Annotated in this window: 11 protein-coding genes; 9 read left to right on the top strand and 2 right to left on the bottom strand. The window is 64.2% G+C overall.

The window, feature by feature from the left end; genetic code table 11:
- Nucleotides 1-6: 6 nt before the first annotated feature.
- Nucleotides 7-1,173, bottom strand: coding sequence for an isovaleryl-CoA dehydrogenase (locus LQ956_RS13430; RefSeq protein ID WP_238630157.1), 1,167 nt, complete (start codon nucleotides 1,171-1,173; stop codon nucleotides 7-9).
- A 202-nt stretch (nucleotides 1,174-1,375) separates the two neighbouring features.
- On the bottom strand, nucleotides 1,376-1,873 hold the full coding sequence (locus LQ956_RS13425; protein ID WP_238622728.1) for a MerR family transcriptional regulator: 498 nt from the start codon (nucleotides 1,871-1,873) through the stop codon (nucleotides 1,376-1,378).
- A 280-nt stretch (nucleotides 1,874-2,153) separates the two neighbouring features.
- Between LQ956_RS13425 and LQ956_RS13420 the strand changes: the two genes are divergently transcribed.
- The 9 genes from LQ956_RS13420 (at nucleotide 2,154) to LQ956_RS13380 (ending at nucleotide 12,581) form a co-directional block, all read left to right on the top strand.
- On the top strand, nucleotides 2,154-3,848 hold the full coding sequence (locus tag LQ956_RS13420; protein ID WP_238622729.1) for an AMP-binding protein: 1,695 nt from the start codon (nucleotides 2,154-2,156) through the stop codon (nucleotides 3,846-3,848).
- Nucleotides 3,849-4,015: 167 nt separating this feature from the next.
- Nucleotides 4,016-4,819 carry an ABC transporter ATP-binding protein gene (locus tag LQ956_RS13415; protein WP_238630158.1) on the top strand — a complete coding sequence of 268 codons (804 nt, stop codon included), beginning with the start codon at nucleotides 4,016-4,018 and terminating at the stop codon, nucleotides 4,817-4,819.
- Nucleotides 4,809-6,788 (top strand): AMP-dependent synthetase/ligase, encoded by a 1,980-nt coding sequence (locus tag LQ956_RS13410; RefSeq protein WP_238630159.1) that lies wholly within the window; start codon nucleotides 4,809-4,811, stop codon nucleotides 6,786-6,788. Before LQ956_RS13415 ends, LQ956_RS13410 begins: the two co-directional genes overlap by 11 nt.
- A gap of 3 nt (nucleotides 6,789-6,791) precedes the next feature.
- Nucleotides 6,792-7,679, top strand: a complete 888-nt coding sequence (locus LQ956_RS13405) for a branched-chain amino acid ABC transporter permease (protein ID WP_238630160.1) — start codon at nucleotides 6,792-6,794, stop codon at nucleotides 7,677-7,679.
- Between the two features lie 5 nt (nucleotides 7,680-7,684).
- Nucleotides 7,685-8,758 carry a branched-chain amino acid ABC transporter permease gene (locus tag LQ956_RS13400; protein WP_238623487.1) on the top strand — a complete coding sequence of 358 codons (1,074 nt, stop codon included), beginning with the start codon at nucleotides 7,685-7,687 and terminating at the stop codon, nucleotides 8,756-8,758.
- A 48-nt stretch (nucleotides 8,759-8,806) separates the two neighbouring features.
- Nucleotides 8,807-10,054 (top strand): ABC transporter substrate-binding protein, encoded by a 1,248-nt coding sequence (locus tag LQ956_RS13395; RefSeq protein WP_238630161.1) that lies wholly within the window; start codon nucleotides 8,807-8,809, stop codon nucleotides 10,052-10,054.
- A 79-nt stretch (nucleotides 10,055-10,133) separates the two neighbouring features.
- Nucleotides 10,134-10,970, top strand: a complete 837-nt coding sequence (locus LQ956_RS13390) for an ABC transporter ATP-binding protein (RefSeq protein WP_238622494.1) — start codon at nucleotides 10,134-10,136, stop codon at nucleotides 10,968-10,970.
- Nucleotides 10,971-11,002: 32 nt separating this feature from the next.
- Nucleotides 11,003-11,815, top strand: coding sequence for a universal stress protein (locus tag LQ956_RS13385; protein WP_238622495.1), 813 nt, complete (start codon nucleotides 11,003-11,005; stop codon nucleotides 11,813-11,815).
- A 13-nt stretch (nucleotides 11,816-11,828) separates the two neighbouring features.
- Nucleotides 11,829-12,581, top strand: coding sequence for an electron transfer flavoprotein subunit beta/FixA family protein (locus LQ956_RS13380; RefSeq protein WP_238622496.1), 753 nt, complete (start codon nucleotides 11,829-11,831; stop codon nucleotides 12,579-12,581).
- Nucleotides 12,582-12,592 lie beyond the last annotated feature (11 nt).

Raw genomic sequence — 12,592 nt, 5'->3', positions numbered from 1 at the left:
GCAGGCTCAGCGGGTTTCCTTGAACAGTTCGCGACCGATCAGCATGCGCCGGATCTCCGAGGTGCCGGCGCCGATCTCGTAGAGCTTGGCATCCCGCAGCAGGCGCCCGGTGGGGTACTCATTGATATAGCCGTTACCGCCCAGGCACTGGATCGCCTCCAGGGCCATCCAGGTGGCCTTTTCGGCGGCAAAGAGGATGGCGCCGGCGGCATCCTTGCGGGTGGTCTCGCCCCGGTCGCAGGCCCGGCCCACGGCATAGACATAGGCCCGGGAGGCGTTGAGGCCGGTGTACATGTCCGCCAGCTTGGCCTGCATGAGTTGGAACTCGCCGATGGCCTGCCCGAACTGCTTGCGTTCATGCACGTAGGGGATGACCACGTCCATGCAGGCGGCCATGATCCCCAGGGGACCGGCGGCCAGCACCGCCCGCTCATAGTCCAGCCCGGACATCAGCACTTTCACCCCACCGCCTTCCTGGCCGAGGATGTTGTCCGCCGGGATCACGCAGTCTTCAAAAATCAGTTCGCAGGTGTTGGAGCCGCGCATGCCCAGCTTGTCCAGTTTCTGCGCGGTGGAAAAGCCCGCCATGCCCCGTTCCACGATGAAAGCCGTGATGCCCCGAGGACCGGCTTCGGGGTCGGTCTTGGCATAGACCACCAGGGTGCCGGCCTCGGGGCCGTTGGTGATCCACATCTTGTTGCCGTTGAGGATGTAGCAGTCGCCTTCCTTGCGCGCCCGCAGGCGCATGCCGACCACGTCGGAACCGGCGCCCGGCTCGGACATGGCCAGGGCGCCCACATGCTCGCCGGTCATCAGTTTAGGCAGGTACTTGCGCTTTTGCGCCTCGGTGCCGTTGAGCTTGATTTGGTTCACGCACAGATTGGAATGGGCGCCGTAGGACAGGGCCACCGAGGCCGAGGCCCGGGAGATCTCCTCCATGGCGACCATGTGCGCCAGGTACCCCATGCCGGTACCGCCGTACTCCTCGCCCACCGTGATGCCCAAAAGGCCCATTTCCCCCAACTTGGGCCACAGATCCTGGGGGAACTGGTTCTCCCGGTCGATATCCGCCGCCCGCGGGGCGATCTCGGCGGCGGCGAACTCGGCCACCGCATCCCGCAGCATGTTGATCTCGTTGCCCAGGGCAAAGTCCAGGGTAGGGAAATGGCTCATGGAAAGTCCCTCTGTGTTGGGTGGTTGAGATGGAGCTTAAATTCCGTTGACGTAAACGTCAATATTTGGGCGTGCTTATTTTACGGAATGGTCAAACTTTTGCTTTTAGAGAGGGGCGCGGGGTGCGGGATCATGCCGACCCGATGCGGCCATCAGGGCGGCATGTCGGCGTGGAAGCGGGACGCGGGACGCGCCCCTGCCGTCAGTCTTCCATCCGGGTGGCGGCGGGTGAGGGACGCGCCTGACGGGACGCGGCGGCAGTGCCGTGGTCCTTCACCTTGTGCTGTTCCTGCTGCGCCAGCAGTTGCTCGCAATGGGCGTAGGAGTGATCCAGTTCACGCAGGGTTTCTTCCAGATCTTCCCGCTGGCGGATCAGGTGCTGGCGCTTTTCCTCAAGCACCGACAGGTAATAGCGCAGCTGGTGGGCCTCGCCATGAGCCTCGTCGTACAGATTGAAGGTCTCGCGGATCTCCGCCAGGGTGAAGCCGAGGCGCTTGCCCCGCAGGATGAGTTTGAGTCTGGCCCGGTCACGGCGGCGATACAGACGCTTGGAACCGATGCGTACCGGGCTGATCAGGCCCTCATCTTCGTAGAAGCGGATGGCGCGGGTGGTGATGTCGAATTCCTTGGCCAGTTCTCCAATGGTGTAGGTGGTGCCGTTGAGGTCGTGTTCCCGAATCGTCGGCAGGGGATCGCTCATGGTGGTTTCCTGTTGGCTATCGATACTTCCGGATAGTGATGACGCTCTATGCCGGTCAGGCCTGGGTTTGGACCTGCTGGAATCGGGCAGGTTTCCGTTAACGGAACATTTTACGCAATCAATGTCTGCCCTGCATGGGTTTTGTGCGCTGCACACAGAAACCCTGGTGTATACATGGAAAAAAATAGTTGACGTGGACGTAAACGGTAAATAAATTGGCCATAACTTCATAACCAGACTGGCATCATTCGGAACGTCGGCGCTCCGGAGGAAGGAGAACATGAGCCATCCTGATTACAGTTATGTGCACGGCGCGGGCGCAGAGCCGCTGCAGGGCACCACCGTGGGTGACTGTCTGCGCCGTCAGGCGTCCACCCGGCCGGAGGACCTGGCAGTGGTGGATTGCACCCATGATGTGTGCCTGAGTTGGCGGGAACTGGATGCCGCGGTGGACCGGCTGGCCGTTGCCTTCCTGGCGCTGGGGCTGGAGCCGGGGGACCGCATCGCCATCTGGATGATGAACCGCAGCGAATGGACCCTGACCCAGCTGGCTGCGGCGCGCCTGGGCATGATCTCGGTGAACATCAATCCCGGGGCGCGCAAGGCGGAACTGCAGCGTTTCCTGAACTTGGTACAGGTACGGGCACTGGTGACCCAGGATGTCTTCAAGACCAGCGACTACATCCAGATGTTACAGGAACTGTTGCCGGAACTTGCCGACGCTGAAAACGGCATCCTGAGCGCAGCCGCCATCCCGTCACTGCAGCGAGTGATCCGTGTGGGGGAGGCGGAAACCCCGGGCACGCTCAATTTCTCCCGCCTGATGCAGGCCGAATGTACCCCGCAGGCCCTGGCCCGGGTGGCCGAAATGGCCGCCCGGGTGGAGATGGACGACCCGGTGAACATCCAGTTCAGCAACGCCATGGGCGGCGAGCCCGCCGGCACCACCCTGACCCATCACAATATCCTCAACAACGGCCACATGGTCGGGCAGAGCCTGTGCCTGGGTGCCGATGACCGGGTCTGCATCCCGGTCCCCCTGTTCCACTGCTTCGGCATGGTGATGGGCAACATGGCCTGCCTGGGACATGGGGCCGCCATGGTCTATCCCGGCGAGGCCTTCGACCCGCTGGATACCCTCAAGGCCGTGGCCGGTCAACGGTGCACCGCCCTCTACGGGGTGCCCGCCATGTTCAAGGCCATGCTCGACCATGAACGGTTCTCTGATTTTGACCTCGCTTCCTTGCGCACCGGCATCATGGCCGGTGCCCCCTGTCCGCCGGAAACCATGGATCAGGTGATGCGCCTGATGCACATGGCGCAGGTCACCATCGGCTACGGCATGACCGAATCGTCCCCCATCTCCTTCATGAGCGATGTGAACGACCCGGTGGAACGGCGCCTCAACACCGTCGGCACCATCCGTCCCCATGTGGAGGCCAAGGTCATCGACAGCGAGGGCCGCATCGTCCCCAGAGGGGTTACCGGTGAGCTGTGCGTGCGGGGGTACAACGTCATGCGCGGGTACTGGGACGATCCGGAGCTGAGCCGGCGGGTGGTGGATGCCGCCGGCTGGCTGCATACCGGCGACCTGGCGCAGATCGACGGGGCGGGTTACTGCCGCATCGTCGGCGGGGTCAAGGACATGATCATTCGCGGCGGCGAGAACATCTATCCCCGGGAACTGGAGGATTTCCTGCGCACCCATCCGCAGATCCGGGATGCGGTGGTCGTGGGCATTCCCGACGACCGTCTGGGGGAGGTGGTCTGCGCCTGCGTGGAACTCGGAGCAGGAACGTCGCTGACGGAGGCGGCGGTCAAGGACTTCTGCAAGGGTCAGATCGCCCATTTCAAGATTCCCCTGCACGTGCGCCTCTATGAGGCGTTTCCCCGCAGTACGGGGCGTGCGCTCAAGTTCATGCTTCGTGACGAAGCCCTGGCGGCGCTGGGCATTCACGCTCCGCCGGCGACCTGAAGGCGGTCCGGCCCCGCCGCAGGCATGCAAGGGGCTGATCACGGAAACAGTGACCGGTACCGAGCCGCCCCGGCGGCCACGGGCCGGCTGCGGCCCATCAACGCAACACACCGCCGGCAGCCTGGCCGCCGGCAGTCAAGATCACCAGGCATCGGGAGGGTTAAGGCGTGACACAGACTCAGCATGACGCCGACCAGGACATCGTACTGGAATGCGACCAGGTGAATCGCTGGTTCGGCGGTCTTCAGGCACTCAAGGGCATCTCCCTGTCGGTACGCCGGGGAGAGATCTTCGGGCTGGTCGGCCCCAACGGCTCGGGCAAGACCACCCTGGTCAATGCCATCACCGGCTTCTATCCGCCCCAGCAGGGCCGGATCCGATTTATGGGTGAACCCATCAACGGGCTCAAGCCCCATTGCATCGCCCGGAAGGGCATCGCCCGCACCTTTCAGAACGTGGCCCTGTTCCGAGGCCTGAGCGTGCTGGACAACATCCTGCTGGGCCGTCACATCTTCATGCGCCCCAGCGTCATGGCCTCCCTGTTCTACTGGTGGTGGGCCCAGAAGGAGGAGGTGGCGCACCGGGTCAAGGTGGAGGAAATCATCGACCTGCTGCAGCTGGAGAGTGTGCGGGACGAGCCCGTGGATGTGATCCCCCTGGGGATGCAGAAGCGGGTGGAGCTGGCTCGTGCCCTCTGTGCCGAGCCCCGTTTCCTGGTGCTGGACGAACCCATGGCCGGCATGAACCAAGAGGAAAAGGAATACATGGTGCGCTTCATCCTGGATGCCCGGGAGGCCATGGGCACCACCATGCTGCTGATCGAGCACCACATGGACGTGGTCACCGCCATCTGCAACCGGGCCGTGGTGCTCAACAACGGCGAGAAGATCGCCGAAGGCCCCACCCGCGAAGCCATCAATGATCCTGCCGTCGTCACGGCCTATATCGGGAAGGTCAAAGATGCTGCCTGAAAAGATACATCAGAACCTGGAGACCTCCAGGGCCATGCACCCCGGCTGGCAGGATAAGGACCACCTGATCCGGCAATTGGTGAACAATGCCCGTGACCATGCCGACCAGATCGCCCTGCGGGAGCGGGACCGGGGCATCTGGCAGGAGTATACCTGGCGGGATTACCTGGAACGGGTCATGGCTCTGGCCGCGGGTCTGGAGACACTGGGGGTGGGTCCGGGGGATCGAATCCTGGTGGTGGGTGACAACCGGCCGGCACTGTATTTCGGCATGCTGGCGGCGGTGACCCTGCGGGCCGTGCCGTCCCCGGCCTATCCGGACACCAATCCGCAGGAAATCCAGGCCCAGATGGAGGCGGAGTCCATCCGCTGCGCCCTGGTGGAGGACCAGGAGCAGGTGGACAAGCTGCTGGGTATCCGCGTTGCCGGCTACGGCCATCTGGATCACATCCTGTTCGATGATCCCCGGGGGCTCAAGGACAAGGAACCTCGAGGGGCGCTGGCCCTGGGAGATCTGCTGGCCCGGGGGCGTGCCCGGCTGGAACGGGAGTCGAACCTGGCCCAGGACCTGCAGTCCCGGCCCTCGGTCCATGACACGGCGGTACTGCTGCATTCCTCGGGTACCACCGGCGCCCCCAAGGGCATTCCCCTCAAGCATGGTCATATCCTCTCGGGGGTGCGCAATGCCTCGCAGGCCGGCTATTTCCGCGAAGGCGAGGTGCACATGGCCTACCTGCCCATGGCCTGGGTGGGTGACTTCATCTTTACCATCGGTGCCGCCCTGGTATTACGGTTCTGCGTCAACATCCCCGAGCGTCAGGAAACCGCCCTGCACGATCTGCGGGAAATCGCCCCCACCCTGTACTTCGGTTCGCCCCGGGCCTGGTCCAACATGCTGACCCGCATCCAGGTGGGCATCAATGAATCCACCGGTCTCAAGCGTCGCCTCTATCACCATTTCATGCCCTTTGCGGTGGAACTGGAACGGCGTCGGCTGGCCGGTCAGGCGCCCACGGCGGCCGAGCGTTTCTGGCGCGCCGTGGGGGAAGTGCTGATCTTCGGACCCCTCAAGGATCAGTTGGGACTGGCCCGGGTGGAGCGACCCTATACCGCCGGCGAGGCCATGGGGGAGGACGTGTTCCTGTTCTTCCGCGCCCTGGGCCTCAACCTGCGCCAGTTCTACGGCCAGACCGAGAACTGTGCCCTGTGCGTGGCCCAGCCACTGGATTCCATCAGCCTGCACACTGCGGGGCGGCCTTTCCCGGGGGTGGCGCTGAAGATCAGCGACGACGGCGAGATCCTGGTGCGTTCCGACAACATCTTTGATGGTTACTTCAACAACCCCGAGGCTACCGCCGAGACCCTCCAGGACGGCTGGATGCATACCGGAGATGCGGGTTATCTGGAGGAGGACGGGCAGCTGGTGGTACTGGGCCGGGTGTCCGAGGTGGTCCATACCCGGGCCGGCGAGCGGTTCATCCCCACCTACGTGGAGAACCGTCTCAAGTTCAGTCACTACATCAAGGATGCCTGCATCCTGGGCAAGGATCGTGACTATCTGGCCGCCCTGATCGTCATCGACATCGACGCGGTGGGGCACTGGGCGGAGGAGAACGGGGTGGCCTACACCTCCTTTGCCGACCTGTCCCAGAAGCCTCAGGTCTACGAACTGGTGCGCAAGGAAGTGGCCCATGTGAACGCGGTACTGCCCGATGCCCTGGAGATTCGGCGCTTCGTCAACCTGCACAAGGAGTTCGACCCGGACGACGGCGAGGTGACCCGAACCCGCAAGCTGCGGCGCAAGGTCATCGACGCCCATTACGCCCCCATCATTGAGTCCCTCTACGACGGCCGCAGCGCCATCGAGTTCGAGGCAAGAATCAGTTACGAAACCGGCGAGTCCGGCATCCTCAAGCGCCACCTGGCGGTGGCGGACGTGGTCGGTGCCCGGCTGGCGGAGGAGGTGTGATCCATGGATTTCCAGTTTCTAATCGAATTGACCATCAACGGGGCGCTGACCGGGCTCATGTACAGCCTGGTGGCCCTGGGCATTGTGCTCATCTACAAGTCTTCCGGGGTGCCCAACCTGGCCCAGGGGGCCATGGTGATGATCGCCGCCTATCTGGTGTGGATCTTTGCCGGCCTGCTGGGCACGCCCATTCTGGTGGCCGTTTTCCTGGCCCTGGTGGGCATGTTCCTGTTCGGCATGCTCACCGAGCGCTTCTTGCTGCGCAAGATGGTGGGTCAGCCCATCATCATGGTGGTCATGCTCACCCTGGGTCTGGAGAGCCTGTTGCGGGGCATCGGCCCCGGCCTGCTGGGGGCGGCGCCCAAGAGCCTGGACCTGGGCCTGGACATGATGCCCATCATCATCGGTGACGTGTTCATCAACCGGGAGTATCTGGTGGGCGGCCTCATCGGCGCGGCCATGGTGGGCCTGTCCCTGCTGTTCTTCCGCACCCGCCTGGGCACCAAGCTGCGGGCGGTGTCCGACAACCACATCTCCAGCTGGTCCGTGGGCATCTCCGTGGAGCGGGCGGTGGCCGTCTCCTGGGGGCTGGCAGGGATCTCCGCGGTGGCCGCCGGGGCCATGTGGGGCTCGGTACAGGGGGTCGACTGGACCCTGACGGCCTTGCTGTTCCCGGCCGTGGCCGTGGTCATCCTGGGCGGTCTGGACAGCATCTACGGCGTTCTCGTCGCCGGTCTCATCGTCGGCATCCTGGGCAGCGTGATCCCTGGTTACGTGGACCCGCTGGTGGGTGGCGGCACCCGCGACGTGGTCACCTCCCTGATCATCCTGCTCACCATCATGTTCCGTCCCCACGGCATCTTCGGCCGTGAAGACATCGAGAGGGTCTAAGCGCCATGTTCTATCGACTGTCCGGCATTCACCATACCCGTTACGAGTCGGCGCGTGCCCTCTGGCCCGTGACCGCCGACCGGCGGATCATCCAGGGACTGTTGCTGCTGGCACTGGCGGCCCCGTTCCTGCTCTCCGACCTCTACCTGACCAGCTACATGCTGCCCTGGCTGATCTGGACCGCGGCGGCCCTGTCCCTGACCTTGCTGATGGGCATTGCCGGCCAGCTGCACTTCGGCTTTGCCGCAGTGATGGCCATCGGGGCCTATACCAGCATTCATCTGACACGAGCCGGGGTGCCCTTCGAACTGGCCTTGCTGGGTGCCGGCCTGATGGCGGCCCTGATCGGTTGCCTGTTCGGGGCGGCGGCCCTGCGGGTGAAGGGGCTGTACCTGGTGATGGCCACCCTGGCCATGCAGTACCTGGTGGAGTGGACCATCATCAACGTGCCGGCCATCTCCGGCGGTGCCCAGGCCACCCTGAGCACTCCCGACGTGACCTTCCTGTTCGTCCCGCTGCAGAGCGATGGTGCCCTCTACTACACGGCCCTGCTGTGGACGGTGGTGGTGACGCTGCTGATCATGAACATCAAGCGCAGCAGCTTCGGGCGTGCCCTGGTGGCGGTGCGGGACAAGGATTTTGCCGCCTCGGTGATCGGCGTCAACCCGCTCAGGTACAAGCTGCTGGCCTTCTTCGCCAGCTCCTTCCTGGGCGGCGTGACCGGTGCGGTGCTGGCATTTTGCTACTACCAGGCGGTGACCCCGGAGCAGTTCGGGTTCAACGTCTCCATCCAGCTGGTGGCGATGGTGCTGGTGGGGGGGCTTGGCAGCGTCATCGGCGCCTATCTGGGGGCCGGGTTTGTCCTGCTGCTGCCCATTGTGCTCACCAACCTGCTGGCCTTCGTGGCCCAGTTCGACCTGATTCCCATCTCCTTCAACCTGCTGTCGCACATTCCATTGATGGTCTACGGGGCACTGATCATCGGTGTGATTCTGTTCGAGCCCCTGGGACTGGCCAAGATCTACGACAACATCCGCAAATACTTCCTGGTCTGGCCGTTCCGTCATACCCAGAGCTGATATCAACCAGGCCCCATCGGGCCAGATGATCATAATGAGGAGTATGCCATGAAGACATTGCTCAAAGGGCTGGCCGGGGTGGCCGGTGCCGTGGCCCTGGCGGTGGGAGGGACCGCCAGTGCCGACAAGGAACCGATCAAGTTCGCCCTGTTGCAGGACTTCACCGCCGTCTACACCTTCGTCTCCAGCGAGTACAACCAGGGCCAGCAGGACTACCTGCGCCTGATCAACGAGACCGGCGGCGTCGAGGGTCACCCCATCGAGACCATCATCCGTGATACCGCCAACGAGCCCCAGCGGGGTCTGGAGGCCTACAACCGGGCCCGGCGCGAGGGCGCCGTGCTGGTGGACTTCTTCAGCACGCCGGTATCCCGGGCGGCGGTGAATCGGGTGCTGCGGGATGAAGTGGTGATGATCACCGCCCTGCACGGGCGCGGCGATGCCTCCGACGGCGAGACCTTCCCCTTCGTCTTTCCCATGATGGCCACCTACTGGTCCCAGGCCACGCTGCTGGCGGACTACATCGAGCGCCATCAGGGCGGCCTGACCAACAAGCGCATCGCCCTGGTACACATCGACTCGCCCTTTGGTCGTGAACCGTTGCCGGTGCTGCAGGAGCTGGCCCAGCAGAAGGGCTTCCAGCTGCGCAGCTTCGGTTATCCCAGCCCGGGCGCCGAACAGTCCGCCACCTGGTCCGATGTGCGCCGTTACCGACCCGACCACGTGATCATCTGGGGTGCCGGCGGCGGTCAGCAGGTGTCCGTGCGCGAGGCCATTCGCAACGGCATCCGTCCCCAGAACATCCTCTCCGTGGTGTGGCTGTCCGAGACCGACGCCCGCAACGTGGGGGGCAACCACATGAACGGCGTCAAGCGCTTCGAGGCGGTGGCCTCCGGCCGGGAGCCGGCGGTGATCCAGGACATCGTCACCCACGTGGTCGAGCCGGGCCTGGGTGCCGGTTCCGCCGCCAATGTGGGTTCGAGCTACTACAACATCGGCGTGGCCACCATGGCGGTGGCGGTAGAGGCCGCCCGCCTGGCCATTCGTGAGTTCGGAGCCCCCCTGACCGGTGACACCCTGCGGCGCGGCTTTGAGATGATCGATGGCTTCGATGCCCGTGGTTTGATGCCCCCGGTGACTCTCACCGCCGCCGACCATCAGGGCGGCGGTTATGGTCGTGTCTCCCAGTGGAACGGCCAGACCTGGGAACCCCTGACCGACTGGAGCAACGCCTTCCAGGAGATCGTCTGGCACGAAATCGAGAAGGATGCCCAGGGTTTCAGGGACGGCCGCTAGTGCGTGATCGGCCACCCCGGTGCTGCCTGGGGTGGCACTCCCCGGAACCTTCCACCACAGACAGGAAAACGGTGTTCCCATGCTGACATCATTGAATACCGCCGTGCCCCTGCAGGATACGGCCCGACCCCTGCTTGAACTGAGCAACGTGGAAGTGGTGTATGACCGGGTGTTCCTCGCCATCAAGGGCGTGTCGCTGAAGATCGAGCAGGGGCAGATGATCGCCCTGCTGGGCAGCAACGGCGCCGGCAAGAGCACCACCCTCAAGTCCATCAGCGGTCTGCTGGCACCGGAACGGGGTCTGGTCACTCGCGGCAATCTTTGGTTCAAGGGGCAGGACATGTTGCCGCTGACGCCGCCCAAAAGGGTGGCCGCCGGTCTGGTCCACGTGCTGGAGGGACGACGCATCTTCGAGCACCTGACCCCGGAGGATAATCTGCTGGCGGCCTTCCCCCTGCGGGGCAGCCGGCAGCGCTATCAGGAACTTAGGGAACAGGTGTTCACCTATTTTCCCCGCCTGAAGGAGCGGGCTCGCACCAAGTCCGGTTACCTTTCCGGCGGCGAGCAGCAGATGCTGGCCATCGGCCGCGCCCTGATGACCGAGCCGGACCTGATCATGCTGGATGAACCCAGTCTGGGCCTTTCCCCGCTGCTGGTGCAGGAGATCTTCGAGATCATCCGCAAGATCAACGAGGAACAGGGTATGAGCGTGTTGCTGGTGGAACAGAACGCCACCGCCGCCCTGGCCGTGGTGGACTATGCCTACCTGCTGGAAAACGGTCATGTGGTCATGAGCGGTGAGGCCGCCGTGCTGCGGGAGAATCCGGATGTACAGGAATTCTATCTGGGCGGTGCGGGCAAGGTGGATTACCTCAACGTGAAACATTATCGACGCCGCAAGCGCTGGCTTGCTTGAGTCGCGCAACGTCCTTAACAAGGAGCCATGTCATGTCTGCTGCCGTCACCATTCCGCTGGATTCAAGCGTCCGCTCCCAGGCGGCCCTGCGGCCGGGGCTGTCACTGGCCGGTCAACTGGGCCTGCGGGTCCGTCTGGCCTCAGTGGTGTCCCGGGACCAGGATGCCGGCGAACGCAAGGCCCTGTTGCAGAGTATCCTGGCGGCCCGGGGACTCAATGATGGCCTGGTGGAAGTGATCACCCATGCCTCGGTCACCGACGGGGTGATGGAACTCATCGGCCGGGACCCGGACTCGCCGGTGGTCATGTCCACCCATGCCCGCGGCCTGGTGGGGGAGGCCGTGGCCGGCAGCGTGGCCAGTCACATGGTCAGGCACACCCACCGGCCCCTGCTGTTCACCGGGCCGGAGTTTGCCGAGGACTGGACCGGCCCCATCCGCACCCTGCTGGTCTGCCTGGATGGTTCGCCCCTGTCCGAGGCCATGCTGCCGGAGGCCGTCTCCTTTGCCCGCGCCATCGGCGCCGACATCCGTTTGATCCAGGTGCTCAAGCCGTCTTTCGGCGGGGGTGGCGGGGCCGACTCCGGTGAATGGGTCTACCTGCGTCGGGTGGCCGATCACGTGCCGGATCTGTACGGCATGTCCGTCAACTGGGATGTCCTTCACGGCAAGGACGTGGCCCAGGCGGTGGTGGACTATTCCGCCCTCATCAAGGGCGCCGTGATCGCCATGACCACCCACGGGCGAACCGGCCTGCAGCGGGCACTCATGGGCAGCTTCGCCCGCGAGGTGGTCCGCGCCGCCCGCTCGCCGGTGCTGGTGATGCGTCCCGAAGACAAATCCTGAAGGAGAATGCCCCATGAAGGTACTGGTACCGGTGAAACGGGTCGTCGATTACAACGTGCGGGTGCGTGCCCGCTCGGATGGTTCCGGTGTGGACCTGGCCAATCTGAAAATGTCCATGAACCCCTTTGACGAGATCGCCATGGAAGCGGCCGTGCGCCTGAAGGAGGCGGGGCAGGTGAGCGATGTGGTGGCGGTGAGCATCGGCACCGATGCCTGTCAGGACGTGCTGCGCACTGCCCTGGCCTTCGGCGCCGACCGGGCCATCCTGGTCAAGACCCCGGAAGCCGCCCTGGAGCCGGTGGTGGTCAGTCGCATCCTCAAGGCCATCGTCGATGAAGAAGCGCCGCAGCTGGTGCTCATGGGCAAGCAGGCCATCGATGACGACTGCAATCAGACCGCCCAGATGCTGGCGGCCCGTCTGGGCTGGGGGCAGGGCACCTTTGCCTGCAGGCTGGTGTTGGCGGACGGCGAGGCCCGGGTCAGCCGGGAAGTGGATGGCGGTACCCGTACCGTGGCTCTGCCGTTGCCGGCGGTGGTCAGCACCGACCTGCGGCTCAATGAACCCCGCTACCTGAAACTGCCCAACATCATGAAGGCCAAGAAAAAACCACTGGACATCAAGCCCCTTGACAGCCTGGGCGTGAATACGTCCACCGACATCCGCTGTCTGGGCGTGTCGGAACCGCCGGCACGCAAGCCCGGGGTGCGGGTGGAGAGCGTGGAAGAATTGCTCCATCGGCTCAAGCACGATGCCCAGGTGATCTGAAAAGGAGAACA

The sequence above is a fragment of the Ectothiorhodospira lacustris genome, from assembly GCF_022227845.1.
In the GTDB taxonomy this organism is placed as follows: domain Bacteria; phylum Pseudomonadota; class Gammaproteobacteria; order Ectothiorhodospirales; family Ectothiorhodospiraceae; genus Ectothiorhodospira; species Ectothiorhodospira lacustris.
The sequence above is the reverse complement of the archived record's forward strand: the minus strand, read 5'-3'. Positions and strand labels throughout refer to the sequence as shown.

What these genes read in the sequence shown, in the direction of transcription:
- LQ956_RS13430 (WP_238630157.1), bottom strand. Translation starts at nt 1,173, where the DNA reads ATGAGCCATTTCCCTACCCTGGACTTTGCCCTGGGCAACGAGATCAAC.
- LQ956_RS13425 (WP_238622728.1), bottom strand. Translation starts at nt 1,873, where the DNA reads ATGAGCGATCCCCTGCCGACGATTCGGGAACACGACCTCAACGGCACC.
- LQ956_RS13420 (WP_238622729.1), top strand. Translation starts at nt 2,154, where the DNA reads ATGAGCCATCCTGATTACAGTTATGTGCACGGCGCGGGCGCAGAGCCG.
- LQ956_RS13410 (WP_238630159.1), top strand. Translation starts at nt 4,809, where the DNA reads ATGCTGCCTGAAAAGATACATCAGAACCTGGAGACCTCCAGGGCCATG.
- LQ956_RS13405 (WP_238630160.1), top strand. Translation starts at nt 6,792, where the DNA reads ATGGATTTCCAGTTTCTAATCGAATTGACCATCAACGGGGCGCTGACC.
- LQ956_RS13400 (WP_238623487.1), top strand. Translation starts at nt 7,685, where the DNA reads ATGTTCTATCGACTGTCCGGCATTCACCATACCCGTTACGAGTCGGCG.
- LQ956_RS13395 (WP_238630161.1), top strand. Translation starts at nt 8,807, where the DNA reads ATGAAGACATTGCTCAAAGGGCTGGCCGGGGTGGCCGGTGCCGTGGCC.
- LQ956_RS13390 (WP_238622494.1), top strand. Translation starts at nt 10,134, where the DNA reads ATGCTGACATCATTGAATACCGCCGTGCCCCTGCAGGATACGGCCCGA.
- LQ956_RS13385 (WP_238622495.1), top strand. Translation starts at nt 11,003, where the DNA reads ATGTCTGCTGCCGTCACCATTCCGCTGGATTCAAGCGTCCGCTCCCAG.
- LQ956_RS13380 (WP_238622496.1), top strand. Translation starts at nt 11,829, where the DNA reads ATGAAGGTACTGGTACCGGTGAAACGGGTCGTCGATTACAACGTGCGG.